The 26,312-nt window shown below is 42.9% G+C and carries 18 protein-coding genes; 10 read left to right on the plus strand and 8 right to left on the minus strand.

Annotated elements, in window-relative coordinates; genetic code table 11:
• Positions 1 to 63 precede the first annotated feature (63 nt).
• Positions 64 to 948, minus strand: a complete 885-nt coding sequence (locus IPP74_01840) for an outer membrane protein assembly factor BamD (protein MBL0318036.1) — start codon at positions 946 to 948, stop codon at positions 64 to 66.
• A 97-nt stretch (positions 949 to 1,045) separates the two neighbouring features.
• Between IPP74_01840 and pgsA the strand changes: the two genes are divergently transcribed.
• From pgsA to IPP74_01860, 4 genes are all read left to right on the plus strand, one after another.
• Entirely contained in the window at positions 1,046 to 1,597 is a 552-nt protein-coding gene (gene pgsA / locus IPP74_01845) for a CDP-diacylglycerol--glycerol-3-phosphate 3-phosphatidyltransferase (protein ID MBL0318037.1), read from the plus strand.
• Positions 1,598 to 1,660: 63 nt separating this feature from the next.
• A complete protein-coding gene (locus tag IPP74_01850) occupies positions 1,661 to 2,335 on the plus strand; it encodes a PHP domain-containing protein (GenBank protein ID MBL0318038.1) in 675 nt (224 codons plus the stop codon).
• Positions 2,221 to 5,118: a DNA polymerase III subunit alpha gene (gene dnaE, locus IPP74_01855; GenBank protein MBL0318039.1), complete on the plus strand. Its 2,898-nt coding sequence runs from the start codon at positions 2,221 to 2,223 to the stop codon at positions 5,116 to 5,118. Before IPP74_01850 ends, dnaE begins: the two co-directional genes overlap by 115 nt.
• Before the next feature lie 117 nt (positions 5,119 to 5,235).
• Entirely contained in the window at positions 5,236 to 5,823 is a 588-nt protein-coding gene (locus IPP74_01860) for a DUF1640 domain-containing protein (GenBank protein ID MBL0318040.1), read from the plus strand.
• A gap of 25 nt (positions 5,824 to 5,848) precedes the next feature.
• Here the strand turns inward: IPP74_01860 and IPP74_01865 are convergent, their stop codons facing one another.
• Complete coding sequence (locus IPP74_01865; GenBank protein MBL0318041.1) at positions 5,849 to 6,832, minus strand: NAD(P)-dependent glycerol-3-phosphate dehydrogenase; 984 nt, start codon at positions 6,830 to 6,832, stop codon at positions 5,849 to 5,851.
• 166 nt (positions 6,833 to 6,998) lie between these two features.
• Between IPP74_01865 and IPP74_01870 the strand changes: the two genes are divergently transcribed.
• Positions 6,999 to 7,760: a M48 family metalloprotease gene (locus IPP74_01870; protein MBL0318042.1), complete on the plus strand. Its 762-nt coding sequence runs from the start codon at positions 6,999 to 7,001 to the stop codon at positions 7,758 to 7,760.
• 189 nt (positions 7,761 to 7,949) lie between these two features.
• Here IPP74_01870 and IPP74_01875 read toward each other — a convergent pair whose 3' ends face one another.
• On the minus strand, positions 7,950 to 8,615 hold the full coding sequence (locus IPP74_01875; GenBank protein ID MBL0318043.1) for a hypothetical protein: 666 nt from the start codon (positions 8,613 to 8,615) through the stop codon (positions 7,950 to 7,952).
• A 136-nt stretch (positions 8,616 to 8,751) separates the two neighbouring features.
• Between IPP74_01875 and IPP74_01880 the strand changes: the two genes are divergently transcribed.
• Entirely contained in the window at positions 8,752 to 11,010 is a 2,259-nt protein-coding gene (locus IPP74_01880; protein ID MBL0318044.1) for an ankyrin repeat domain-containing protein, read from the plus strand.
• Here IPP74_01880 and IPP74_01885 read toward each other — a convergent pair.
• Entirely contained in the window at positions 11,007 to 11,489 is a 483-nt protein-coding gene (locus IPP74_01885; GenBank protein ID MBL0318045.1) for a VOC family protein, read from the minus strand. The genes IPP74_01880 and IPP74_01885 overlap by 4 nt on opposite strands.
• A 491-nt stretch (positions 11,490 to 11,980) precedes the next feature.
• Positions 11,981 to 15,217 (minus strand): isoleucine--tRNA ligase, encoded by a 3,237-nt coding sequence (locus IPP74_01890; protein MBL0318046.1) that lies wholly within the window; start codon positions 15,215 to 15,217, stop codon positions 11,981 to 11,983.
• Positions 15,218 to 15,385: 168 nt separating this feature from the next.
• Here IPP74_01890 and IPP74_01895 point away from each other — a divergent pair, with 168 nt between their 5' ends.
• On the plus strand, positions 15,386 to 15,934 hold the full coding sequence (locus IPP74_01895) for a YbhB/YbcL family Raf kinase inhibitor-like protein (GenBank protein ID MBL0318047.1): 549 nt from the start codon (positions 15,386 to 15,388) through the stop codon (positions 15,932 to 15,934).
• A 29-nt stretch (positions 15,935 to 15,963) separates the two neighbouring features.
• On the opposite strand, the gene IPP74_01900 is transcribed toward IPP74_01895, so the two are convergent.
• Positions 15,964 to 16,401 (minus strand): 6-carboxytetrahydropterin synthase, encoded by a 438-nt coding sequence (locus tag IPP74_01900; protein ID MBL0318048.1) that lies wholly within the window; start codon positions 16,399 to 16,401, stop codon positions 15,964 to 15,966.
• 276 nt (positions 16,402 to 16,677) lie between these two features.
• Between IPP74_01900 and IPP74_01905 the strand changes: the two genes are divergently transcribed.
• The 3 genes from IPP74_01905 (at position 16,678) to IPP74_01915 (ending at position 21,702) form a co-directional block, all read left to right on the plus strand.
• Positions 16,678 to 17,742, plus strand: coding sequence for a GGDEF domain-containing protein (locus IPP74_01905; protein ID MBL0318049.1), 1,065 nt, complete (start codon positions 16,678 to 16,680; stop codon positions 17,740 to 17,742).
• Positions 17,743 to 17,999: 257 nt separating this feature from the next.
• Positions 18,000 to 20,771 carry a DNA polymerase I gene (polA, locus tag IPP74_01910; protein MBL0318050.1) on the plus strand — a complete coding sequence of 924 codons (2,772 nt, stop codon included), beginning with the start codon at positions 18,000 to 18,002 and terminating at the stop codon, positions 20,769 to 20,771.
• Positions 20,772 to 21,165: 394 nt separating this feature from the next.
• Positions 21,166 to 21,702 carry a helix-turn-helix transcriptional regulator gene (locus IPP74_01915; GenBank protein ID MBL0318051.1) on the plus strand — a complete coding sequence of 179 codons (537 nt, stop codon included), beginning with the start codon at positions 21,166 to 21,168 and terminating at the stop codon, positions 21,700 to 21,702.
• Here IPP74_01915 and IPP74_01920 read toward each other — a convergent pair.
• Both IPP74_01920 and htpG read right to left on the minus strand, forming a co-directional pair.
• Complete coding sequence (locus IPP74_01920; GenBank protein ID MBL0318052.1) at positions 21,699 to 23,792, minus strand: ComEC/Rec2 family competence protein; 2,094 nt, start codon at positions 23,790 to 23,792, stop codon at positions 21,699 to 21,701. The genes IPP74_01915 and IPP74_01920 overlap by 4 nt on opposite strands.
• Before the next feature lie 428 nt (positions 23,793 to 24,220).
• On the minus strand, positions 24,221 to 26,134 hold the full coding sequence (gene htpG / locus IPP74_01925) for a molecular chaperone HtpG (protein ID MBL0318053.1): 1,914 nt from the start codon (positions 26,132 to 26,134) through the stop codon (positions 24,221 to 24,223).
• Between the last annotated feature and the right edge of the window lie 178 nt (positions 26,135 to 26,312).

The raw sequence follows: 26,312 nt of genomic DNA on the forward strand, positions 1-26,312 counted from the left end.
ACCAAGGGATTTTTTTCTTCTTTGATGGGATCAAGAGATACACATGATTAACAAAAAAACTAACTACTGAGGTTGGATTTCTGTCTGTGTGTTCTCGTTATTGTTCTTTTTATCTTTCTTAATCCAGTCCCCTTTCCACCACGAAGGCTTTGCTTTGAGGTCTTGCGCCTTTTTAACAGGGATATGCTTGCTATTCATAAGTCCAAAGGCATATTGATACCATGTACTTCCTGGATAATTAAAGCCAAGAACCGCAGCATATTTTTGTGCTTCCACATTGACCCCTAACTGTACGTAGGCTTCAACTAAGCGATAGAGAACCTCTGGTGTATGGGAAGTTGTTTGATAATTTTCGAGAACTTTCTTATAGCGGTTAATAGCTGAAAGTAGGTTACCTTGTTTTAAATAAAAACGGCCAATTTCAATCTCCTTGCCTGCCAAGTGATCTGATACCAAATCCAATTTAGCTCGCGCATCCTTGGCATAAGGAGAATGAGGAAAACGCAAAATCACTTCTTGTAGAGAATCGCCTGCTTTTGAAGTCATATCCTGATCACGATTCACAGTGGAGATGCGGTTATAATAACACAACGCCTTTAGATAATAAGCATAACTCACGCTTTTATGCCCTGGGTGAAGACTGATAAAACGCTCAAGAGAATCAATGGATTCATCATAAAATTCATCTTCGAACATTGCATAGGCCGACATTAAATGGCCTTGCGTTGCCCACTGAGAATAAGGATATTCCTGTTCGATTTGTGCGAAGGTTTTAATGGCATCTTTATAATCAGCCTTTTGAACTTGATTCATACCGGTATTATATAATTCTTCAACAGGCGGTATTTTTGCTACTTTATCTTCAGGCGACTCTTTTTTACCTGCACACGACGATAACTGCACAATCATGATAAAACTGATGACAAGGGGTTTTAAATATTTTAACATGTTCCTAGTAACACCTTTCATTTTAAACCAATGGGCTGATCCCGGCAGTTTATTATGTAGGGAAAACAAGGAATAAGCAACATCAACAACAGTGGATATGATGAAAAACCTTCCTAACATCCTTACCATAAGCCGTATAGCCCTCATACCCGTTATCATAGGCAGCTTCTATATTGATACTGCCATCGCTAACTGGGTGGCCGCAACTCTTTTTCTGTTCGCCAGCATTACCGACTATTTTGATGGGATGCTCGCCAGGGCACTTTCTGCTCAGTCGTTGATAGGCAGGTTCCTTGATCCTATTGCCGATAAACTTCTGGTTTCGGCCTGCATTGTTATGTTGGTACATTTTAACCGTGCGGATGTTATTCCCGCTCTTTTGATCATATGCCGCGAGATTCTGGTATCTGGACTGCGTGAATTTCTGGCAGGGATTAATGTGAGTGTTCCGGTCAGTAAATTATCAAAAATAAAAACAGGCGTCCAAATGGGTGCAATATTTTTACTTCTCCTTGGAAATAATGGCGAAGTGTTCGAGCGAATCAATCATCTAGGAAATATTGCCCTATGGTTGGCCGCCTTATTGACAATACTAACCGGCTATGCTTATTTACAGTCAGGGCTTAAACACATGGCAAATCATGAATAAGGATTGCACTATCCTTAGGTAAGATTTATCATGTCGCACATTCGATCATTTTCCTTTTAAATTATGGGTATTTCACCTTACATTCATTTACGGGTTTTCAGCGCTTACTCCCTTTCAGAAGGTGCGCTGAAAATGGAAGATATTACTTCCTTATGCAAACAATACCATATGCCTGCGGTAGCTATTTGCGACCGTGCCAATTTGTTTGGTTCCCTTGAGTTTTCAAAAGCCTGTACTAGCAAGGGAATCCAACCCATTATCGGCTGCATTGTGTCACTACCGCATCCGAATAAAGAGGGCCAATATTGGGAATTACCCCTCTATGCACAAAATGAAAATGGTTATCAAAACCTGCTTAAATTAGTGAGCGATAGTTATACCGCCATCACTCCCGGACTTGCCCCTCATATTACGTGGGAAAACCTGAATGCACACCATCTTGGTCTAATAGCCTTTACAGGTGGAAGTGAGAGCCTGGTAGGGCAATTTCTGCTTAACAACCAAGAAACAGACGCCATACAATGGTTACAGTCTCTTCACACGTTATTTGGAGATCGCCTGTATATTGAATTATCACGACATGGCCGCGAAGAAGAAACCATTCTGGAATCGTATCTGATTGATTGCGCCTATGCACAACATATCCCCTGGTTGCCACCAATCATGCTTACTTTACCAATCGTTCCATGCATACAGCGCATGAAGCACTCATGTGTATTTCATCAGGCACTTACTTAACGGATGATAATCGCAAACAATTGACTCCCGAATATTTCTTTAAGTCATCTGCGGAAATGGTCGAATTATTCTCCGACTTGCCCGAAGCTATTGAAAACACAGTTGCTATCGCTCAACGCTGTTCTGTGATGAGTGAAGAGCGCCCACCAATGCTGCCTAAGTTCCCATGTACCGATGATAAAAATGAAGCAGACGAACTAAAAGCATTATCATTGGCAGGTTTGCAAAAACGCCTTGATATCCATGTTTTTAAACCTCATCACACCGAGCAGGAACGGGTCGAACTGAGCACACTCTATTACGACCGTCTTCATTTTGAATTAGACGTTATTACCAAAATGAAATTCCCTGGTTATTTCCTCATTGTATCCGACTTTATACGCTGGAGTAAGCGCGAAGGAATCCCCGTTGGTCCAGGAAGGGGATCAGGAGCAGGCTCCGTTGTTGCCTGGTCGCTAGAGATTACGGACCTAGATCCCATCCGTTTTAAGCTTCTATTTGAACGATTCTTAAATCCTGAGCGTGTATCGATGCCGGATTTTGATATCGACTTTTGTCAGGATCGCCGTGATGAAGTCATTCGTTATGTACAGAATAAATACGGCGCTGACCGAGTTGCGCAGATTATTACCTTTGGAAAATTGCAGGCGCGTGCCGTCATTCGGGATGTTGGACGCGTCATGCAACTTCCCTATTCATTGACCGATCGCATCTGTAAAATGATTCCCAATAATCCAGCAGCTCCCGTCACCTTGCAAGAAGCGATCGATGGCGATGTTGAATTGCAGCGCCTGAAAAAAGATGATGAAGAAATTGGTCAGCTTTTAACCATTGGACTACAGCTTGAAGGGTTATATCGTCACGCCTCCACCCACGCAGCTGGTGTGGTGATAGCGGATCGTCCTTTATCAGAACTCGTCCCACTCTACAGCGATCCGCGATCTGATATTTTAGTCGTGCAATATTCGATGAAATATGCCGAAAGTGCCGGCTTGGTCAAATTCGACTTTCTAGGGCTAAAAACCTTAACCGTTATCTCGCAGACCTGCAACATTATCTCACAAACGGAACCTGGAATAGACATCAATATATCGACCATTCCTCTGGATGATCCCAAATCCTACGCATTGCTCGCCGAAGGCGATGCAGTCGGCGTGTTCCAGCTCGAGAGTGCGGGCATGCGAGAAACACTTAGCAAAATGAAGCCAGATTGCTTTGAAGACCTCATTGCCTTGATTTCACTTTACCGTCCTGGCCCGATGGATAATATACCCACCTATATCGCCCGCAAACATGGTAAAGAAAAACCCGATTATTTGCACCCGCTCTTAACCGATATTCTTCAGGAAACATTCGGCGTTATTATCTACCAGGAACAGGTTATGCAAATTGCGCAGGTTCTGGCTGGCTATAGCTTGGGAGGAGCTGACCTACTACGACGTGCGATGGGTAAGAAAATTAAAGCCGAAATGGATGCGCAACGCGCTTTATTTGTACAAGGGTCATTAGCCAACAATGTCCCCAAAGACCAGGCGAGTTTCATCTTCGATCTGGTTGCTAAATTTGCCGGCTACGGCTTTAATAAATCGCATGCGGCTGCCTATGCACTGATATCGTATCAAACAGCCTGGCTAAAAGCCAATTATCCGGTTGAATTTATTACGGCTTCAATGAATCTTGAAATAGACGATACCGATAAACTCTCGACCTTTTATCAGGAAGCCAAATCACATCAAATGGATGTTTTGCCTCCAGACATCAATCATTCGAATGCCTTATTTGCCGTAGAAAAAAACAAAACAAACATTAAATCTATACGTTATGCCCTAGGCGCTATCAAAGGTGTTGGCGTTCAGGCGATGAAAGCCATCTGCACAGAGCGCGGTACGAATGGCCCTTATGCAAGCATATTTGATTTTGCAAGCCGTGTTGACAGTAAGCTTCTCAACAAAAAAATATTAGAGGGATTGATCGCTTCGGGTGCTTTTGATCAACTTCATCCTAATCGTCACCAATTATTCGCCGCCATCGAAATGATTTCCGCTTACGCCAATGGCAAAGCACGGGACCGCGACAGCCAGCAATTTAGTTTATTTGACGATGCTTTTGGCCTTGAAGCCCAGGATATCACCCCTCCATTACCAACGGTTACAGATTGGCCTAATATGGAACGTATGCAGATGGAATTTGCCGCGATTGGCTTTTTCCTGTCTTCACACCCGTTAGATCATTTGCTACCTTTACTAAAAAGTAAATCGGTCACGCTGGCGTCTGCTTTTGATTCAAATGACGATGCTCCAAGCGGACGCGTCAGGCTCACGGGCGTCATCATCCAGAAAAAAATACGCTCGTCTCCGCGCGGTAAATTTGCCTTTGTGCAATTATCAGATCCTTCTGGTCTATTTGAAGTCTCTATCTTTGATGAGATGCTATTGCGTCAAGCAACTGAACTTCTGGAAACAGGAACCTCTGTTTATCTAAATGCAGATGTTAAAAAAGATGATACCGGCGTGCGCATCATTGCAACAGACATTCAAGCACTGGACGTATTGCTACAGGATTTCAGCGTTAGAGCGCAGATTACACTTACATCCGCTGAAGACCTTCCACGTCTAGCCCAATTTCTACACACAATAAAAACCGGCCGCTCGCGTATCACCATTAGAATTCCCCATCTTCATCATTACTTGGAATATTCACTTCCTTCGCGCTTTCAGCTAACACCTGATCATCTAGAAGAAATGAAACAGCTTCAGGGTATTAAACATTTTTCCATTGCATAATCAGATATACAATTGACATAGTTACAAAGCAATGATACCATCCATCCATTCTTTTTATTTTTATACAAAAACGTGTTTCACATTGCATTTTTTAGTGTATAATCAAAGGTACAGGAAATGAAAAATATTGCTCTTAAACATGGCGACATAATGTTTATCGATACCTACAAAACCATTCAACAACTTGTTGATGCAGACTTTTCTGAAAAGCAGGCTGCTGCCATAACAGGCAAGCTGGTTGAAGTAAACGAACTCAACTTATCAAACCTTGCCGCAAAAGGTGACGTTCAACATGTTAACAATAAGCTTAGCCTAATCGAAAATGATATTCAGTCGGTAAAAATTGATATCCGGGTGACCGAGGCCTTTATCCGAAAAGATATTGAAGCTCTCGATCTACGTCTTAACTCTATGGATAATAATTTTACTACCATAGATGAACGATTCGCTAAAATAGATGAACGATTTACTAAAATAGATGAACGATTTACTAAAATAGATGAACGATTCGACAACATGGACAAGAAGCTTATTGAACATGACAATCAGTTCCGCAAAATAGACAATCGCTTCGATAAAGTGGAATTGCTCATAGATGTTAAAATCGACCGGGCTATTAATAAATTGATATTTTGGCTTGTTCCCCTGTTAATTGCTCAGTCAATGTCTATTATTGCCATGATGCACTATTTTAATAATCTATAACGTGAACTCAGATAACATTTAGCTCTTAACTAAACACAGCCCTTGCAATATCCTCGACATGCCCGTTGTTATAAAGTACTTGGTAAACAGCTTCGCACAGCGGAAGCTTTACTCCTAGAACATCAGTCATACTATGAATCGAAAGCGCTGAAGCCACTCCTTCCGCTACCGATTGCCTATTAGAAAGGAGAGATTCAAGCGACTCTCCCTTGCCTAGAGCGAACCCAAGCGACATATTACGCGACTTCGCACTTCCACAAGTCAGTACCAGATCGCCGATTCCAGAAAACTCAATCAACGACGAGCCTGTGCCACCTTTAGCTTTTACCAATGCCTGTATTTCATGAAAACCGCTAGTAATAGCCGCTGCTTTTGTGCTCTCACCATACCCCATTCCCATTAATATCCCACAAGCAATAGCCAACACATTTTTAGCCGTACCACACACTTGCGCTCCCACCACATCGTCACAGGTCGTCACTTTTAGAACATTGCTTCGCAATAAGGTAGCAATGCGCTCTGCCGACTTGTTATTGTCACATGCTATCGTTGTGGCCGCAAGGCTTCCTGCCGCCACTTCTTCTGCAAAATTAGGACCAGCTAAAACAGCTTTAGGATGGAGAGGAAATGATTCAGCCAAAACCTCCGTCATCAAGGCGTTGGTTTTATTCTCAATACCCTTAGTGCAGATGACATGCGATACATGATTCGGGATATCGGCCATCGCCATTTTAACTGCAACACTGCGTAAATGCTGGGCAGGAACAACCCAAAACAGTGACTCGGCATTCACAAGTACCGCAACATCATGAGACGCCGTTACCGAATTGGGTAATGTAATGCCTGGAAGATAGCGGGTATTTTCATGCGCTTGATTAATCGACTGCACGACATCTTCTTCAAATGCCCAAATAACTACATGGCACCCGGCTCGCGTTAATGCAACGGACAACGCCGTGCCCCAGGCTCCTGCACCAATCACCGCTACTTGTTTTTGCTTATTAACCATAACAACCCCTATGTTGATTTGGATGGTCTTCTACTTTAACCACTCCCCCAAAAGATAACAAGTACCAAACGTGCCAAAGCCCATGAAAATGCTTCTATTATAAAATTTTTTTTCTTGAACCCACTGAAAAATATGATTTTTTTAATGATTTATGGTAGAATGGCTTATGATAAAAAAATGGAAGATTTTTAATTTACCTCTCTTGCTGGCATTAAGTGCGTGTAGTCAAACGCTGACTAAGCCACCGCAATTGACCTCTTCCGACATTAAAGCGGAAGCCAAGCGCCAGGAACTTTTTATTGCCGCCGAACATCAACGGCAGGAATCCTACGTTAATTCCGTTAATACCCGCATCGCCCAGGCAGCCTCTGTACTTTGTCCTAAATTAGGGAGCGATGCCTCAACCTGCCGCTATAAGATTAATATTGAACCTGATCAGGATATCAATGCTTATGCCACAGGCAATGCCGTCACGATTACCACGGCTATGCTCGATTTTATTTCCAGCGACCATGAACTTGCCATGATCATCGGCCACGAGTATGCCCATAATATATTGAGTCATACTTCCTACCAAAATTTCAATACTGGTAAAATTGCCGAAGGATTTTTTGATGCCTTTGTCTATCTTACACAAATGGGAATCATGGGTGATATCAAAGCCGATGGTAATGCCGCCAACCACACCTCCATTTCCCAGGAAAAAGAAGCCGATTATGTCGGGCTTTATTTAAGCGCTATGGCTGGTTATGATATTAGAGTAGCCCCCCAATTTTGGCGACGAATGTCTGTCCGTCATCCCGATGCCATCTACAGCACATCAACTCACCCCACCAACCCTGAACGTACCGTAGCACTTGAAAAAGCCATTCAGGAAATTAATGCCCAGTCCAGCCAAGGCCAGGGATATACACCGGTTATGCGATAAGCATCATCACCCCCAAAAATAGCGTATATTCGGTGCTTACAGCTCTGGTAATAGTTTTAATGATACTTGTTAGGTTAAACTAAATTTTGGATCTAACTCCCTCAGTATCCCGCTCGCTCTACAAGAATTGGGATTTTGGGCAACGATTTTGAGTCCGCTATAAGTCCTGTTGCTGTACTCTTACCCATATCAGATGATCGATGGCGCCTTCTGCGGCAAGACGTTCGATAATTCTAATGATCTTTTAAGCTGGTTGTTGCTATGTAATAATGTGACGTTGCCGGGTAATTTTTTCATCATCGACGTTACCTCCGCCATTTTTTTAGTTGATAAAGCTGTTTGAGTTTCCCGCCGTTGGCTAATCGGATTGCTCATGAGATTGATCTCCAAAGAGGAGAATGCGGGGATATCGGCTTTAGAACATTTATTTAACAACATTATAAAATCATCCGCATAAATTTGATTTTGTTGCAAATTAATGCGCAATTGCTGTTGTGGAGCCACTTGCTTTAAAAGTTTAAATAAACGCTTTACATCAATAGACGCAATTGAACAAGACTCCATGTTAAGCTTAGATAAGCCTCGTTTATTGTGCATTGAATCTAACAATCGATCGAAAAAACTATCCAAACCATCGTCTGTGTTTAATCCGAGAATCGTTTGATTGGCTAATGATAGCGTTACCACACTTGTGTTTCGATGCAATGCGTCGATGAGGCAATTCATCTCATCAACCGAGAATAGATGAAAAGACTCTGCGGAAGCCATATGGGATAAATCCAAGTCACTAGCAGTATTTTCGTCTAACGATCTTATGATACGTGATAAATCATCCGAGACATTTACTGCTTTCATAAATATACTTTTAATAAAACAAAGAGATTTAATTAATAACCTTAAGATATAATTTCCATTATAAACCGGAAAAACCAATTATAAACTAATTAAATTCACCAAAAAGTCAATAAAATTTAAGTAAACAGAATAAATCATGGGTAAGCAACCTTATAAATGGGTCATCATCGTAGGCCCTGATCATAATGAAAATCTGATCTCAAGTCTCAGAGAGCATTGCATCCAATGGGCGGAGAAAGGAAATGGCGCAGACTCGATTTTATTGGTGGGGAATGGCCAGAACTTAGTTTCTAAAAAAAGTCTAGAACAATTAAAGGATAAGATTGATGGCTCGACTCGCATTGACATCTGGGGGCATGCGCTTAATACCAGGGGTTCCCATACCATTCATCTGCTTGATGACACCAACAAACGCACGTCATACCTTTTTGAAATACTTACGGACTTAGCTGCTAAAGATAAAAATACAGCCTCCCCTTCTCAGCTTTATATCCATTTATGGAGTTGCTTCGCTGGGGCTGCAATGCCTGACTACCAGTTTTTGCCCTCAGGTTCACTACTCATCATCCACGGCAGTAAATCGTATCCAACTCTTATGAAGGGAAACATTGAAGGGATTCAAACAGCACTAACAGAGAACAAAAACCATTCTCCTTATGTACAACTTTTTGAAGATGCCATCATTCGAGCAGAAACTCATATTTTATGCCTACCTAACAACCAACGCTTTGTCATCCGCCCTCCCAAGGAAATGATTCAAAAACCTGAAGTAGCCATACGTTATTTGCAAGCATCCCGAGATGATTATGTTAAATTATTAGGTTCGATATTAGCAGAGCCTTTCAAACAACCTATTTGTAATCAGCTTGAGCAACGCATTATTACGATGGATGAAGCCAAAAACTATATTGATTCTCTGGAACAAGTGAAATTATATTCCAGAAATTATAGCCTTCAGACCTTCCTGCAAACAACGGATAGGCATCCCGATTCAATCCCTTGTACACGCGATTATCCCATTATGGCTTGGTTAGTTGAAAAAAGCAAAGCCAAGGATGTAAAATTACTAATCAAACATGGTGCCAATATCAACAAAACTGGCCCTAGAGGAAATTACTTACATCAAGCCATTCAATGGGGTGAGTATCGTGTTGCTGAAGTATTCATTGCTTATGGGATTGACATTCAAGCTAAACATCTTGGAAAGACTCCACTTGAAGCAGCAAGAGTTGCCAAAAATCAGGGTATTTTTAACATGTTACAGAGCTATAACGCAGATTCTTTGGGATGGAAAATGCACTATGCTATTCAAGAAGAAGATCATGATTTATTAACATCACTCTGCAGCTCGCCTAAGGCAGGAGAATACCTGAAACAACACGGAGGGATGCTATTTTCAACAGCCGTCAGTTCTAAAAATACGCGTGCTCTTTCTATATTATTATCTGCCGGCGCACATCCCGATGCGCTCAACGGCAGCGGTGAAGGAGTCTTGCATGAAGCCGCATTACAAGACAATACAGAGTTGGTCAGAATAATGTTCGAGGCAGGTGCAAACATTAATCTACGCAATCCAAATCATCTGTCACCCCTGCATTACGCAGCAAAATTTTCAGGAACCAACCTATTAGAGGCACTTATCGACAAAGGAGCGTTGCTAGACGCCACCGATAACCTTGGAAGGACTGCACTACATTACGCCGCTATTGAAGGCAATGATGCTAACATAGAATTCATTCTAAAGCGTGGAACCGATATTAACCTGATTAATCAGCAGGATACCCATGGCAATACAGCCTTGCACATGGCGCTCGACCATGAAGAAAAAGAAACTGCCGCGTTACTCATAGAAAGAGGAGCTAACGTTAATCTTGTAAATCACCATGACACGTATCCCCTTCATCTCGCCGCCAAAAATGGTATGTCCAAGATCATTATAAACTTGCTCAAACATAATGCCCTCGTTAATTGCGTTAATACGTCTGGATGTACACCACTGCACCTTGCCGCCGCCAAAGGAAAGGATAAAGCAACCCAACAACTTCTTAATAACGGAGCAGATCCATCCATTAAGGATAAAACCGGCAACACAGCACTTCATCATGCCATTCAAAAGAATAAGAAAAAAACTATCGATACGCTCATTAAGCATAATCCAAACTTAGTCAACATAAAAAATGATCAAGGAAATACTCCCTTGCATATCGCCATCAAGGATAGCAACGTCAAATCAGTTCAACGCTTGCTTGAAGCAAAACCTGACATCACCATCACCAACAATCAAGGCAATACAGCGTTGAACCTCATAAAAAATGAATCTATCAAACAGATCTGCTTTAACTATAAATATAAACAACCGCCTTCATCTGATCGCACACAGGGACGAACACTTTAAGCCAATTCGTCCGGCACAATAAGCATCCATTGCACCCCAAATTTATCCGTGAGCATACCAAAGCGTGGCGACCAAAATGTTTTGGCAAGCGGCATACGCACATCTCCACCTTCAGACAGTTTGGCGAAAATGACATCAATTTCACCCATAAGCAGCGAAAGCGATAGCAAAAATCCGCTGATAGGCGTTTTATCATCGCACCCATCGGATGCCATGATACGTGTCCCATGAATAACAAAGCTCGCATGCATGACCTTATTTTCAAAACCAGCCTGCAACATGTCTGGTGGGGTTGGTTCGGGGCTATCTTTAAACAGCATGACCATTTCCACCTTAGCGTCTAGCACCGATTCATAGAACGTAATTGCTTCCTGACAACGCCCACCAAATATAAGATACGGTGTAATCGCGTTGTGCGAGGTGAGTATGCCAAGGTATTGCTCAAGCTGATCAAAAGACCCACCCCAACCACCATCCATGCTTTCTTTGCCCTGAGCAAAAATTTCTGCTTCTTGCGATGTTGGATGATAGGCTTTCCATTCCATTAAGACCTTTGTCTTGTTACCTTTTTGAGTAAAGGTAACAGTCGAGTATATTTGCCTTGGCCACTCCGGTTTGCCAGGGTGCGCAATAATAGTATCGCCCGTTTTGTCAGTAAACGAAACAATAGAAACCAGTTTTTGCTGAGGAACAACGTCGAGATGATGCCACTTACCGTACATTTTCGCACCGTAAAATTCCATGCCATAACGGCACTCACCACCTGGTTCCATTTCAAAGCGGCTGTAAGTAACTGTACACCCTTTGGGGCCGAACCATTTACCGGCCATGTCCTTTTGGGTCCATGCTTTCCAAACCAGTGCTAGCGGTGCGTCAAACATGCGCGATATGCGAAAAGTAAAATCTTGGGTCATGCGTTCTCTCTTGTCTGTTTTTATCAATACGCATTTTCCACTGTGCCACGATTCTTTTAAGCGACCTTACTCAAGCCTAATCTCAACTGTAACCCCTCTGCATCCTGATCCACATGATGAGTATACGACTCAATTGCCTGCAATTGAATCGCATTCGCCAACACCTGATCACGAATGTAATCATTAAAATCCTGCACTGCCAGCACCACAGATTGATCCTGAGTATCGATAGCTACCTGGATACGGTCAGATACATGGAGGCCAGCATCTTTACGTGCCTGTTGGATCATCCTCACGAGATCGCGGGCAACCCCTTCCCTTCGTAAGGCATCCGTTAAAGCCAAATCTAATTGCACTAACGAATCATTGCTACTCAGAACCTGGATACCTTTGGGATCTTTAGGTTCAAGCTGCAAATCAAATTCTTCGGCAAGCAATGCTTCACCGGCTAAACTTACAGTACCATCTTGATTGCGTTGCCATAAACCCTGCTTACTTGCCGCAATGATATCTTTCATTTTTCCCGGCACACGCTTACCAACGATGGGAAAATGGATTTTAAGTTTATACGTTGCCACGTGTTCAATCGCTTCACTTAACCGTAATTCCTTCACATTGACTTCATCACGGATGATATCAGCGTAATCCATTAATCCAGCCAGCCCTTTGCCAGTCACCGTCAAAGCCGTAAGTGGCTGACGTATACGGATATTTTCAGTATTACGGATTGAAAGCGCTGCATTACACACATCACGCACCTTATCCATATCCCGAACCAGTGCTTGCGCTAATGGGAATGCCGATACATCGGGAAAGTCGGTAAGATGGATGGTTTGGCCCGTATCAGCCTCATGCGCATGCAGTCCCTGATAGATTGATTCCGTCAGCAATGGCAGCAATGGGGCAGCCGCTTTGCAAATGGTCTCAAGTACCGTATACAGCGTATTATAGGCATCCTGTTTATCCTGATCTTTTTCCTCTTTCCAGAACCGCGTACGATTACGACGGATATACCAGTTATTCAGCACTTCAAAGAAATGCTCCACGGCTTGGGTTGCCTGCGGAATGTCATAGCTGCTGAGCGCTAAATCAACTCGCGTAACGGCCTCCCGTGCTTTTGATAGAATATACTGATCAAGCAAATGTGATGAATGGCTACTAAACTCCGCTTTAATTCCATCTGCATTGGCATAAAGAGTAAAGAAGTTATACGCATTCCAAATCGGCTTGATCGCCAAACGTAAGGTATCACGCACCATGGAGCCATCTTTATCAATCAAAAGCTCCTGACCACGCATGACGGGCGATGATATCATTAACCAACGCAGTGCGTCCGCACCATAGGTAGCAAACAACTCCATAGGATCGGCATAATTATTAAGACGCTTGGAAAGCTTTTGTCCTTTTTCATCCAGGATCACACCATGGCAAATAACGTTTTTAAATGGAGGTAATTTAGCCTCATTGAACGGCGCATCATAAAACAACGCTGTGTATAAAACTGTTAACGTATAAAACCAACCACGGGTTTGTGCGGCATACTCAACGATAAAATCCGCCGAAAAATTTCCAGCTTCAAACCACTCTTTATTTTCAAATGGATAATGCACCTGCGCATATGGCATCGACCCCGAATCAAACCAACAATCAAGCACATCAGGCACGCGCACCATTATTGATTCACCACTGGGATCATCCGGATTTGCACGTGTGAGTGTATCGATAAACGGCTTATGCAGATCAGTAACCTTAACCCCAAAATCAGCTTCCAATTCAGCCATCGACCCATACACATCAATGCGTGGAAATTTAGGATTATTCGACATCCAGATAGGAATTGGTGTTCCCCAAAAACGGTTACGGCTAATCGACCAGTCATGCGCATTTTCCAGCCATTTACCAAATAACCCATCACGGATATGCGAAGGAATCCAGTTTATTTTCTTATTCAATTCAACCATGTGGTCTTTGATTTTAGTCACCGCCACATACCACGAAGGCACAGCTTTATAGATAAGTGGTGTATCCGTACGCCAGCAATGCGGGTAATTATGGATATATTGTTCCGTTTTTAACCATGCTCCCATTTCTTTCAAACGTATAATAATGGGATCATTCGTTTCAAACACCTGCATACCCGCATAATCAGGAACTTCGTCCGTAAATTTACCAGCATTATCAACGGGGCATTTCACGGGTATTTTATACTGGTTGCAGACGTCCATATCGTCTTCACCAAAGCCAGGGGCTAAATGTACCACTCCTGTTCCTTCATCGGTATTCACAAAATCCCCAGCAAGAACCCTGAATGCATTTTCGGTATTGGCAAAATAAGGAAATAACGGATCATAATCTAAACCTAGCAATGCTTCGCCTTTGAAAACAAGCGCAGGTTCTATCGGTTCAATGCCCAATTCGCTAGCCGCTCTGCCCATTGCCGATGCAGCCATGATATAACACACACCTTCTTTTACCCCGCAGGCATAATCAATACTAACCCCTACTGCAAGGGCCAAATTCGATGGCAGCGTCCACGGTGTCGTTGTCCAGGCAACCAATTTATACGCCGTATATTCCCCAGGTATCGCCGCCGGTTTACGTTTAAGGTTAAATGCGACTGTAATGGCCTTACTCTTTTTCTCACGATAGGCATTATCCAAGCGTGTTTCAAAATTTGACAAGGGTGTTTCGCACGCCCATGAATAGGGCATCACCCGTAATGATTGGTACACCAGGCCTTTTTTATAAAGCTGTTTGAATGCCCAGATGACCGACTCCATAAAACTGCTATCCATCGTTTTATAGTCATTATCAAAATCAACCCAACGCGCTTGGCGAGTGACATATTGCTGCCATTCTTTGGTATAACGAAGTACCGATGTACGGCAGGCCGCATTAAATTTATCAACGCCATAATCTTCAATCGCCATACGGCCCGAAACACCAATTTCCTTTTCTACCGCCATTTCTGCTGGCAAACCATGACAATCCCAGCCAAAGCGACGCTCTACATGTTTGCCTTTCATGGCTTGATACCGAGCAACTAGATCTTTGACAAATCCCGTCAATAAATGCCCATAATGTGGAAGGCCATTGGCAAATGGCGGCCCATCGTAAAACACGTAATCATTAATCGTCCCATCCGTACTATGTGAGGGCCGGTTTTTCACGGACTGTAGGAATGTTCCCTGTTTAGCCCATTGTGCCAGGACGGCATTTTCCATCGCCACAAAATCGGGACTACTGGTTACATCTGGGTAGAAAGCGTTAGATTGTTTGGGGCTATGATTCATATGGATACAATTACTCTTAGGATTTAGAGCCAGAATTAAGGTTCATAATTTTACCAGCGTAAGCCTTAACTGACAAGGACTTTTCAAGACTCAGCCTGAAGCGGTTGATTCTCATCTTTTTTGTGCGATACTTTAGTGAGAAATAAAAAACAACTGGAGGGTTTCTTAATGTTAAAAAAATCTATTTTCTTTGCCGCCTTTTCATGCTTGGTTAGCAGTGCTTTTGCTGCTGATTTTACCGTAACCAGTACCGATGTAAAAAACGGTAAAACCATGTCACTGGATCAAGTCTATAATAGCTTCGGTTGTGCAGGTAAAAATATTTCACCACAACTTTCCTGGCATGATGCCCCTACTGGCACCCAAAGCTTTGCAGTGACCGTCTATGATCCCGATGCACCAACAGGTAGCGGCTGGTGGCACTGGACGCTCTTCAATATCCCCGCAACCACATCAGCATTACCTCAGGGCGTCAGCCGCGACATCACCAGGCTTCCTAAAGGAGTCGTTGAAGGCAGAACCGACTTTGGTAGCACTGGTTACGGTGGTGCCTGCCCTCCCGTTGGCGACAAACCACACCATTACATTGTGACGGTATACGCGCTTAAAACACCCAAGTTAGATTTAGATAGCAATGCTTCAGGAGCTATGGTTGGGTACAATCTCAATCAAAACACCCTTCAAAAAGCATCCATTACAGTAACGTTTGGTCGCTAGAAACGCACTACACGCTGGCTTCCTTTTTTTCAGGAAGAAGGAAGCCAAAGCGCGCACTCTGCATAACAATTGGGTGTTTCATAGAGCCGGATCTTTACACAGTGCGCTTCGGCTTCGCCAAATAATGACGGGCACACGCTGTGCAACAGATAATAAGCCATATTCTCAGCTGTGGGATTGGTAGGCAGATAATATATTTTCTGGCCAATCGATTCGGTTATCAATGTTCCAAGGGCTTTGTCTTCCTCCCATAAAATCATGGTATGGTCCCAATTGTCGAGTATCCATTGGCCTAACACGGTTTTGATGACCCCAAAATCAATCACTCGCCCTAACATATCGAGGTCTTTAGCTTGAAACGTTGCCTCAATCGTATAACGATGTCCATGCACCATTTTGCATTGGCTTTCATGGTTCATAATACGATGCGCAGCATCAAAAGAAATGGATCGGGTACAAGTCAACATCGCCGCAATATAGCATATATTGACTCGCAGATAAATCATGAAATCAGCGGCAACACGTTAAAATCAGCCTATTGTGGATAACTCTGTGGATCATCTGTGTAAATACCCCCCTTATACGGTGGATAACCCAGAGGAAAAAAAGTGCATCCTATTTGTTTGACCACGCTTCCCTAAACTTGCTAGCCTTGAATCATAGGTATGAAGCGTAACAACGTAAGTTAACTCTAGATTGATAGATAATCAAACGATGAGTCGCTTACATGAATAGGGGGGTTTATGCGGGTACAGCCTAATTTTTTACAGTCGTCTATGCGTTGGGTATGTGGTACACCATTGCAAGATATGGTTCATCGGCTTATGCATCACAAGCCGTTAGAGGAGAAGAAAACCTATCCTTCCAACGACGCAGTACATCGTGCTGTACCCGCAGCATTCCAACCAAACACCCCGTTTGATGTCCAATACCGGATTAACAGTCATACCCAAAAAATTTCACATATGAGCCCAGCGATTATCCGACTCACTGGCTATCACGCCGATGAATTATTAGGAACCGACTTGTCACATCTCATTGAAGAAACACGGGTACTGAAACATCAGCGGATGGAAACCATTGACTATTCGATATTTCTCCAAGAACGGTTAAACGAGCCATTTAAATCGTGGGAGGCTGACCACTTGCTTAAAACCAAACAAGGCAACTATATATGGCTTTCCGATATTTCTGCGCCCATCTATAATGAGCAAAACGACTGCGTAGGACTTATGGGTTCTTTGCGTGACATTACCGGACGAATCCAGGCAGAAGAGCATTCACGCAAACATCTGGTAGAACTGGCTTATTCGGATGCTTTAACGGGCCTAGGTAATCGCCGGTTATTTTTCGAAAAATTATCCGAATCATTAATCAGCCAGCAGAATGATTCCTGCTCCATCATGGTTATTGATATCGACCATTTTAAACAAATTAACGACACCTACGGCCATTTCGTAGGCGATCATGTTATCCGCGAAGTCGGACAGATCATTCAACAATGCCTCGCCCCGGAAGATATTCTAACCCGCTTAGGTGGCGAAGAATACGGCATTATATTGCCACACACACCGGTACGAAATGCCTATTGGGTAGCCGAACGAATCGCCCGCAAAATCTCACATCATGCCTTTTACCAGGATGAAGTCCATGGCAATGCCTACGTGACCGTATCCATCGGCGTTGCTGATACCAAAACCAATACACCGATTAATGCGGATTCGTTATTCACTGAGGCCGACGCACGGCTATACGTAGCGAAAGTAACACGCAATCAGGTTTATTGCGGGGAAACATACCAATCTTGATATCTTGATATCTTGTTAATTGTCGCAGATTTCATGAATTTATAGGTGTTGTTATGAAATTCGTGTTGGATACGTTAAATTATAAATGTTATATTTAGTATCCCATTTACCCCTTCTTTCCCAATGGCAAATAACTGTCCTATGCCAACGCTCAAATGTTAGGGTGTTTCACTTCAAACTTGAATGTAGCCTCCCTCGCCGGTTGACAACACCTTACTTTAAGTATTAGCCTGTGCTAAATTCCTTGTGGAGCGTCCATGAATTCCCCTAAGCGTTTTGTCCTGATCGATGGCTACGGATTTGTTTTTAGAGCCTACCATTCACTCCCACCATTGACCAGGCCTGATGGCACGCCGGTGGGGGCTGTTTATGGGTTTTGCAACATGCTGTTAAAACAACTGGCAGAGCTTCATGCCGACTATCTGGCAGTAGTCCTCGATGCTGGGCAAAAGACATTTAGGCACGATATTTATGCTGCTTATAAAGCCAATCGCCCCCCCGCTCCCGAAGATTTAGTACCGCAATTTCCCCTCATCCGTAAAACCGTTGAAGCCTTCAATATTCCAGTCCTCGAACAGGTAGGTTTTGAAGCCGATGATCTTATTGCCACCATGGCCACCAAGGCAAATCAGCAAGGAATTGAAGTGGTGATAGTTTCTTCCGACAAAGATTTAACTCAACTTATTAATGAGCAAACCTCTCTTTATGATCCCCTTAAATCAAAATGGGTTAAAGCCGAGCAAGTCCATGAAAAATATGGTGTCTACCCACCCTTGATGCGCGATCTCCTATCCCTTGCCGGTGACAGCTCTGATAATATCCCGGGAGTACCTGGAATTGGCCCTAAAACAGCGGCCGAATTACTGAATCAATATGGATCACTGGAAGGTATTTACGAACATCTGGATCAAATCAAGCAACCTAAACGCAAACAAACCCTCTTTGACCACCATCAAAATGCGCTGCTTTCACAGAAACTAGTTACACTTCATACACAGATGGACATCGAATTTGATGCAGAACAGTTTAAAATTCAATCACCTGAAGTAGGACGCTTAGAGTCTTTTTTGGCAGAACAAGGTTTTAGATCATTAGCTGAACGGGTACACAAACGTACAGGCTCGTCACTCTTAGGCACAGCATCTCATTCTCCGGTTTCGATCACCCAACATACCATGAGCATTGGCACATTTAATCAGGGCCCTAAGCACGTACCAACCTTATCGTATATCAAGACCAACGCCGACTGGGAACAATGTCTGGAACATCTGAAGGAATGCGGTCAAACTGCCATTTCTCTTGATTACCAGGATGAAACCATCATGGGCATCGCATTTGCCAGTCCTTTACATAAATCGTATTATGTTTCCTATCGTACCCCCTCTTCAGAAGTAGCCACTGGCCAGATCGATTGGCTCAGTGTACCGCAGGAATCACCTGACATTTCCGATTTGAATTTTGCTATTACCAACGAGCAATTAAGTCGCCTCCTGGAAGATGCTGCTATTTTAAAATATGCTCACGATGTAAAGTTGATACTCCATCGATTAGCAGGAACAACCATCCATGCCATTCATGATATTGAATTACTTTCTTATATAAGCAGTGCTGGTCTGTACGAGCATGATCTGGATAGTCTTAAAACGCGTTTTTCCGTTTTGTATGATACCCTAGACTGGGTTATGACACCTGATATATCAGAAACACGTCTTGAGGCATCACGCCAAAAAGCCCAGGATGCCTTAGCAATCGCCACCATTTACCCTTTATTAAAAGAACAAGTTATCTTAAATAAACAATGGACACTTTTTACTCGTATTGAGATGCCACTTGCTTTTGTGCTTTACGACATGGAAACAACAGGCATCTGTGTTAATCCGCAACAATTACAGGCTCTTTCTTCCGACCTGACTTTAAAAATCGCCACCCTCGAGAAGCATATTTTTGAACTTGCAGGCACCACCTTCAACATTGGCTCCCCCAAACAATTAGGTGAGGTTCTGTATGACCAACTTAATCTTCCAGGGGCAAAGAAGAAAAGCAAAGCTGGCGCTTATCCCACCCACGCAGAAATTCTGGAAGACCTTGCTCTCCAAGGCTATGAAATTGCTGATTCGGTTTTGGCATGGCGGCATTTATCAAAATTGAAATCAACCTATGCCGATGCGCTTCTTAAAAAAGTACGTATGAACCATAACCGTATTCATACCGTCTTTGCTATGGCAACAACGTCTACAGGCCGATTAAGTTCTCATGATCCCAATCTTCAGAATATTCCGATACGAACCGAGGAAGGCCAGAAAATCCGAGCTGCATTTGTAGCGCAACCTGGATGCGTCCTCATTTCGGCAGATTATTCACAGATCGAATTGCGGTTACTGGCTTGTATGGCTGGTATAAAAACATTAGAGAAGGCCCTCAAAGAAGGCCAGGATATTCACACCTTGACCGCTAGCCAGGTTTTTGGAGTTGAGCTTGATGACGTAACTCCCGAACTGCGTCGCCACGCTAAAGCCATTAATTTTGGCATTATCTATGGGTTAAGTGCTTTTGGCCTGGCTAATCAATTAAAGATCGACCGTACCAGTGCTGCAAGCACTATCCAAACCTATTTTAACCGCTATCCAGGTATTGCCGAATATATCGAAGTAACCAAAGCACAAGCGTCACAGAATCACTATGTTACGACCTTATGGGGGCGCCGATGCTACCTAAAGGATATTAACAGTAACAACCCCAATCTGAAGAATTTTTCAGAACGGGCCGCTATCAATGCTCCCCTTCAAGGAACGGCCGCCGACATCATTAAAAAAGCAATGATCCGTTTACATCAGGCAATCATTGAGAAAAAATTGAGCTCCAAAATCGTATTACAGGTTCATGACGAGTTATTATTAGAAGTACCTGAATCTGAAATTAATCAAACAAAACAATTGGTCATAGAGATTATGGAGCATGTAATTTCACTCTCAGTGCCCCTTACTGTCGAGATAGGTGTTGGCCCAGATTGGCAGAATTTAAATTACTAAAACTACCGAAGTTTTATTTAAGAAAACCGCGACCTTAAGCTAAATAGCCACAACCATCTGATTTATAGCCATTTTTTCATTAAAATGCAACATTTGCCCCTTTTTTCGCCCCCAAAAACTGTAGTATTTTTGCAACAGTTTTCCAAAAACTTAACCTAGGGTTAACATTGACAGGCGAAAAAGCGGCGACTTTTGGTTGAGATTGGTCTATAACTTTCTACACTATGGTTCTATTTTATAATAGAACTTGATCTTTATATAATAAAACCATGGTGTTCACTTTAATTATCATTGGCTGTGTTTAGGAATGGTGTTTTTTTGTTTACATTCACCATAAACCAGATATAATACAGGCGAAAATGGTAACATGGCATAACCACTTAAGGTAATTTTTATGGTTGATATTGCAAATCGTCTACGTGAAGAAATGGAGAACCAAGGCTGGAAGCCTAAAGAACTTTCCGTAGCTGCGGGGTTAAATCCGCACACTGTTCATAACTTCCTTTATGGAAAAAGCAGGAAGCTTGATAAATTGAAAGCAATTTCACAAGTGCTGGGTGTATCGCCCTCTTACCTTTTATTAGGTGATGAAAGCGCAGCGAGTACTTTTAAAATGACTCCTACTTATATGCCTAAGCAACCTTCTTTGCCTTACAATGGCGATCTGTACCGTAATGTGATTAAGACGGTTGAAGAAGTGCTTACAGAAAAGAACTTCCGTGTTACGAAAGATCTCGTTGATTATTTTGTGAACGAAATTTACAGCTATGCGGTTACTCAGGAAGCTCCTGAAGTTAATCGGGATTATGCCAATGGTGTCATTTCATATGCCATCAAAGTCGGCATGCTGCCAAAAAGACTACGACTGGAAGTTATTACTCCAGACTCTGTTAAAATTGGTGAATTTGAAACGTTGGAAGAAGCTGCTTAATGAGCGGTTCCTTCTGATTCTCGAAAAGAGGCGTAACTTAGAGTTACGCCTCTTTTGTTTATAGTGAGTGTTTTAATTCCTCCATCCCATAAATCATTGCGATTAAACAAACGCTGCTGATGACGGCAGCGCATAAAGGGATAGGAATAATTGACAATCACATCAGCTTCTTTGGGACAATCCAACGCTTCTTTGACACCTGGTTTAACAATCACAATGTGTTGCCCTGCCTTCCTTATCGAACACTGATCCTGGTCACATTGATAGGACATCACCTGATTATCGAATGCCTTTGTAGACATAGCTTGGATATCATCCAACCCTAAAAATTGCTGCCATGCCTGTGTAGCGAATCCCTGACGAACTGGATCATGCACAAAAAGATGATGGCCCAGATAATCAATGACCGCAAATTGCTTCATTGATGGTTCTCCTAAAATAATATCGGGCTGTTGCGCCGTCCACCAGACAAGCGTTGCGATCATGCAGCAGGCTAAAGCCGGCATTTTATTGTTTCGAGGCCCCCAATAATAGCTGATCATAGCGATTATATAGGCTGCAAAAGCGATTGTGGGCATGGGGTATAAATGCCAATGCACCTTGGGCCATGCGGATATATCGATAATCGTTTTCTTAAGTAACATAATCCCTTTATCTGCCCATAATATTAAAAAGGTATCTACTGGTGGAAATGGCAAACACGCTGCAATGATAAGTAAAGGCAACACCCATAAGGCAACGAGTGGCCCAGCAATCATATTCGCCATTAGTGTATAGGCGGATAATTGGTGAAAATGGTAAATCGAAAAAGGAGCAGTCACGAGACTTGCCAGTAATGTCGTGATGAGCATCATGGTTGTTTCATTGAAAAGAAACGAAATACAACGCAGGAAAAGATGGTTGTGTTCCATTGCCAATGCAGCCATCTTACGCTTTTCACGGCGGTGCTCAAAATAACCAATAAGACCAAGGGTTGCTGCAAACGACATTTGGAAACCAGGATCCCATAATTCTTCTGGCCATGCGATTAATATAAAACAAGCTGTAGCAGAAAGGGACGTCATCGAATCGGCGAAACGATTGACGATACACGCTATAAAAAACAGTACTAACATCAAATATGATCGAAATGCCGAAACCGCAAATCCAACCATCCAGACATAAATACCACTGGCAACTATGGCTATGAATGCTGCCATGATTTGTTTCCACTTCCAACTTCCTCGATCGGGAATAAGACACAACAAACGCCGAACCAACATGTAAGCACCTAATCCAACCAATACCATGTTAAGCCCAGATATCGCCATCAAATGGGCAAGGCCCACCTGCCTGATATCATTCATCAATTCATCATCAATACCTCGGGTATCCCCTAACAACAAAGCAAAGGCGATAGCCCCTTTGTCTTTGCCAAGTACCGTAAAGAAATGATCTTTAATACGAAGCTCCCATCGTTGATCCCATTCTTTAAGAAGCGGAGATTGCACGATCTCAATCGGCCCCTTGGCAAAGGCAATACCTCCTAATTGCTGATAAAAAGCATAGCGGTAAAAGTCAAACCCGCCAGGAATTAACGGGTGCGAAGGCGGGAGTAATGTTACAGTACAGCGTATATGATCCCCTTTATGAACCAATAGGGGTGATTGTTTATGATGTAGACGCACATAAACGGGCAGACGCTCTTGAGCATAGGTCTCCAAAGAGACGACTCTAACTTTCAACGTCGATAAACTATCCATAGGCTCATCAACCACAATCCCGTCCATGGCGAGCGAGCGATAGGACGGATTCTCAATCATCGGCGCTGCAACGATATAGGTTCGCAGCGCACACATATGAAACCCTGCTAATACGCACAAAACAATAAGTATTCCATGGTTGATATAAACCGAGCCATGCCAGTTGCTTCGAGCTAAACTCCTATAAGTACCCCATAATAAGGGATATCCAAGCCCGATACTCATTATCGATTCAAGTGTCGGGAAATAGAGCGATGCTGCAGGTAATTGAAAATAAAGGATAATACCAACGGCTAACCAAACGGGCATCCACAGCACTAAACGCCGCTGCATACTAATCAACATCACGTGTTAAACTCCAATGATTATTGAAAGCGGCGGGCAGATAACGTATTACATATTCTGCAATATTATGCAACAAATTTATAGCTAGACATGAACCATGTATGAAGACGCTAGCCTGAAAATGGAATTGCTGAAGCAGATCCACGTGGCTGTTTGGCTGTCTGAAAAACGATAACCGTAAGAACAATAATCTTATTCAAACACCTTAACCATACGTTTAACGTTGAGTGAGAAGCTCTGCGTGTTCTGTCTGTCATGTCAGACTGTTAGGGGCGTCACGATTACGTTCACTCAGTATAGTAGCCCCCCGCCCCCGATGATATTGTTGGTTCCTAAACCTAATCACTCTAAGCAAAATGCCATGAATGATCTAACATAAAGGAACCAACAAACGCCCACCCCCTGCGAGCGCAGGATCTACAGCATATTCTTTACGCTGACAGCGCCTTCATCAAATAATGATTCAACCGTTTACTGAATTCCGTAGGATTGGCAACCTGCTCACCTTCATTGATACAAGCCTGGTCGAATAACAACTTGGCTAAATCAGTTGCAGCTTCGGTATTACCTTGTTTGCGTTGTTCGTCGATCCACTGCACCATCGGATGGCCCGTATTGATCTCCAATATCCTGGCTGTCATTCCCGGCAATTGCTGCTGGTCAACCAGGTAGCGTTCAATCCGCATATCCATGCCACCTTCAGGAACCACCAAACATACAGGGCTATCCACCAATTTTTTAGAGACACGTACATCCCCTGCCCTGCCAACTAAGGCTGCTTTTAAGAAATCCACGAACTCAACCCAGAGTGGATCTTTGGCTTCTTCTTTTTTATGTTTATGTTTTTCATTTTGGGCAATTTCATAATCATCATCATCGTCTTGCTGAGTTTCATTACCGATTTCTTCAGTATCAATTCCGGCACGTGTAACTGATTTAAAGGCTTTGTCCTGGTAATCATGTACCACACTCACCCAAAAATCGTCAACATGGTCAGTAAATAGCAGCACTTCGATATCGTTCTTGTTAAATCCTTCTAACTGCGGGCTACTGGCTAGTGTGTCTTTATTTTCACCTAAATGGTAATAAATAGTTTTCTGGCCTTCTTTCATACGACCAATATACTCTTCGAGACTGATGAGCTTATCCAAAGATTTGGTGCTGTAAAAGCGGCAGGTTTTGAGAATTAGCTCGCGGATTTCGGTATCCCCTCCCTCACATAATCCTTCCTTAAGCACGGGTCCAAAATGCTGCCAAAACTGGTTAAAGGCCTCCGTATCAGATTGTGCTTTGCTATTTAGTTCATTGAGGATTTTTTTAGTAACGGTACGCTTGATTGCCTGGATCATATTATTATGCTGCAACGTCTCACGGCTGATATTAAGAGGCAAATCCTGTGAATCAACCACACCTTTAACAAATCGAAGATAGGCTGGGATTAAATCAACTCCCTCCTCTGTGATGAATACCTTTTTAACGTAGAGTTTTACCCGACATTTACGATCGGGATGAAACAGGTCGAATGGGCGGCGTTTGGGCACAAATAATAAATTGGTAAACTCTATTTTGCCTTCGTTTTTATTGTGTAACGTTAACCAAGGCTCATCCACCGCATGTGACACATGACGGTAGAAGGAGGTATATTGTTCCTCAGTGATATCCGACTTTGGCTTACTCCATAGAGCAGCGCCACTATTGACCACTTCCACATTACCATCATTATCCTTCCAACTCACGGGTAGTGTAATGTGGTCAGAGTAGGTGGTAATAATGTGCTTTAGACGAAACGCATCCAGATACTCACTCTCAGATTCCCTGATTTTAAGTAAAATGGTGGTTCCCCGTTCAACGGTACCTGTCGCTTCTTCAATGGTGAAACCATCCTTACCGTCGGACTTCCAGACCCATCCTTTATCCTCACCGGCTTTCCGGCTAATGACGGTGACTTCATCCGCCACAATAAAGGCAGAGTAGAACCCCACACCAAACTGGCCAATTAACTGCACATCCCCCCCCTGGCTTAATTGCTCCATAAAGGCCTGGGTACCCGAACGGGCAATGGTTCCTAAATTTTCAACCAAATCATCATGGCTCATACCGATACCACTATCGGCGATGCTGACTGTTTTGTTATCTTTGTCTACAGAAACAATGACTTTAAGTTCTGGATTATCCCCTAATAATTCAGGTTTAGTCTGTGATTGGTACCGCAATTTATCGCACGCATCAGAAGCATTAGAAACCAACTCCCGCAGGAAAATATCCTTATTGGTATAAAGGGAATGGATCATTAACTGCAATACTTTACCGACTTCTGCATCAAAACGGCGTGTTTCTGTAACCATAGAAAAGCTCCTTTATATAGATAATAATTAAAGAGAATGGCATCATATAACGACCCTAAATCGGTCTAGATTACGATTTAACTCTTTAAGATTCTCATTAAATATAGGGGCTTTCTTGCCCATTTCAAGCAGTGGTGCCTAATATAATTTTTGATTGATTGATCGAGCTACTCCCTAT

The sequence above is a fragment of the Alphaproteobacteria bacterium genome (assembly GCA_016722515.1).
In the GTDB taxonomy this organism is placed as follows: Bacteria; Pseudomonadota; Alphaproteobacteria; order Rickettsiales; family JADKJE01; genus JADKJE01.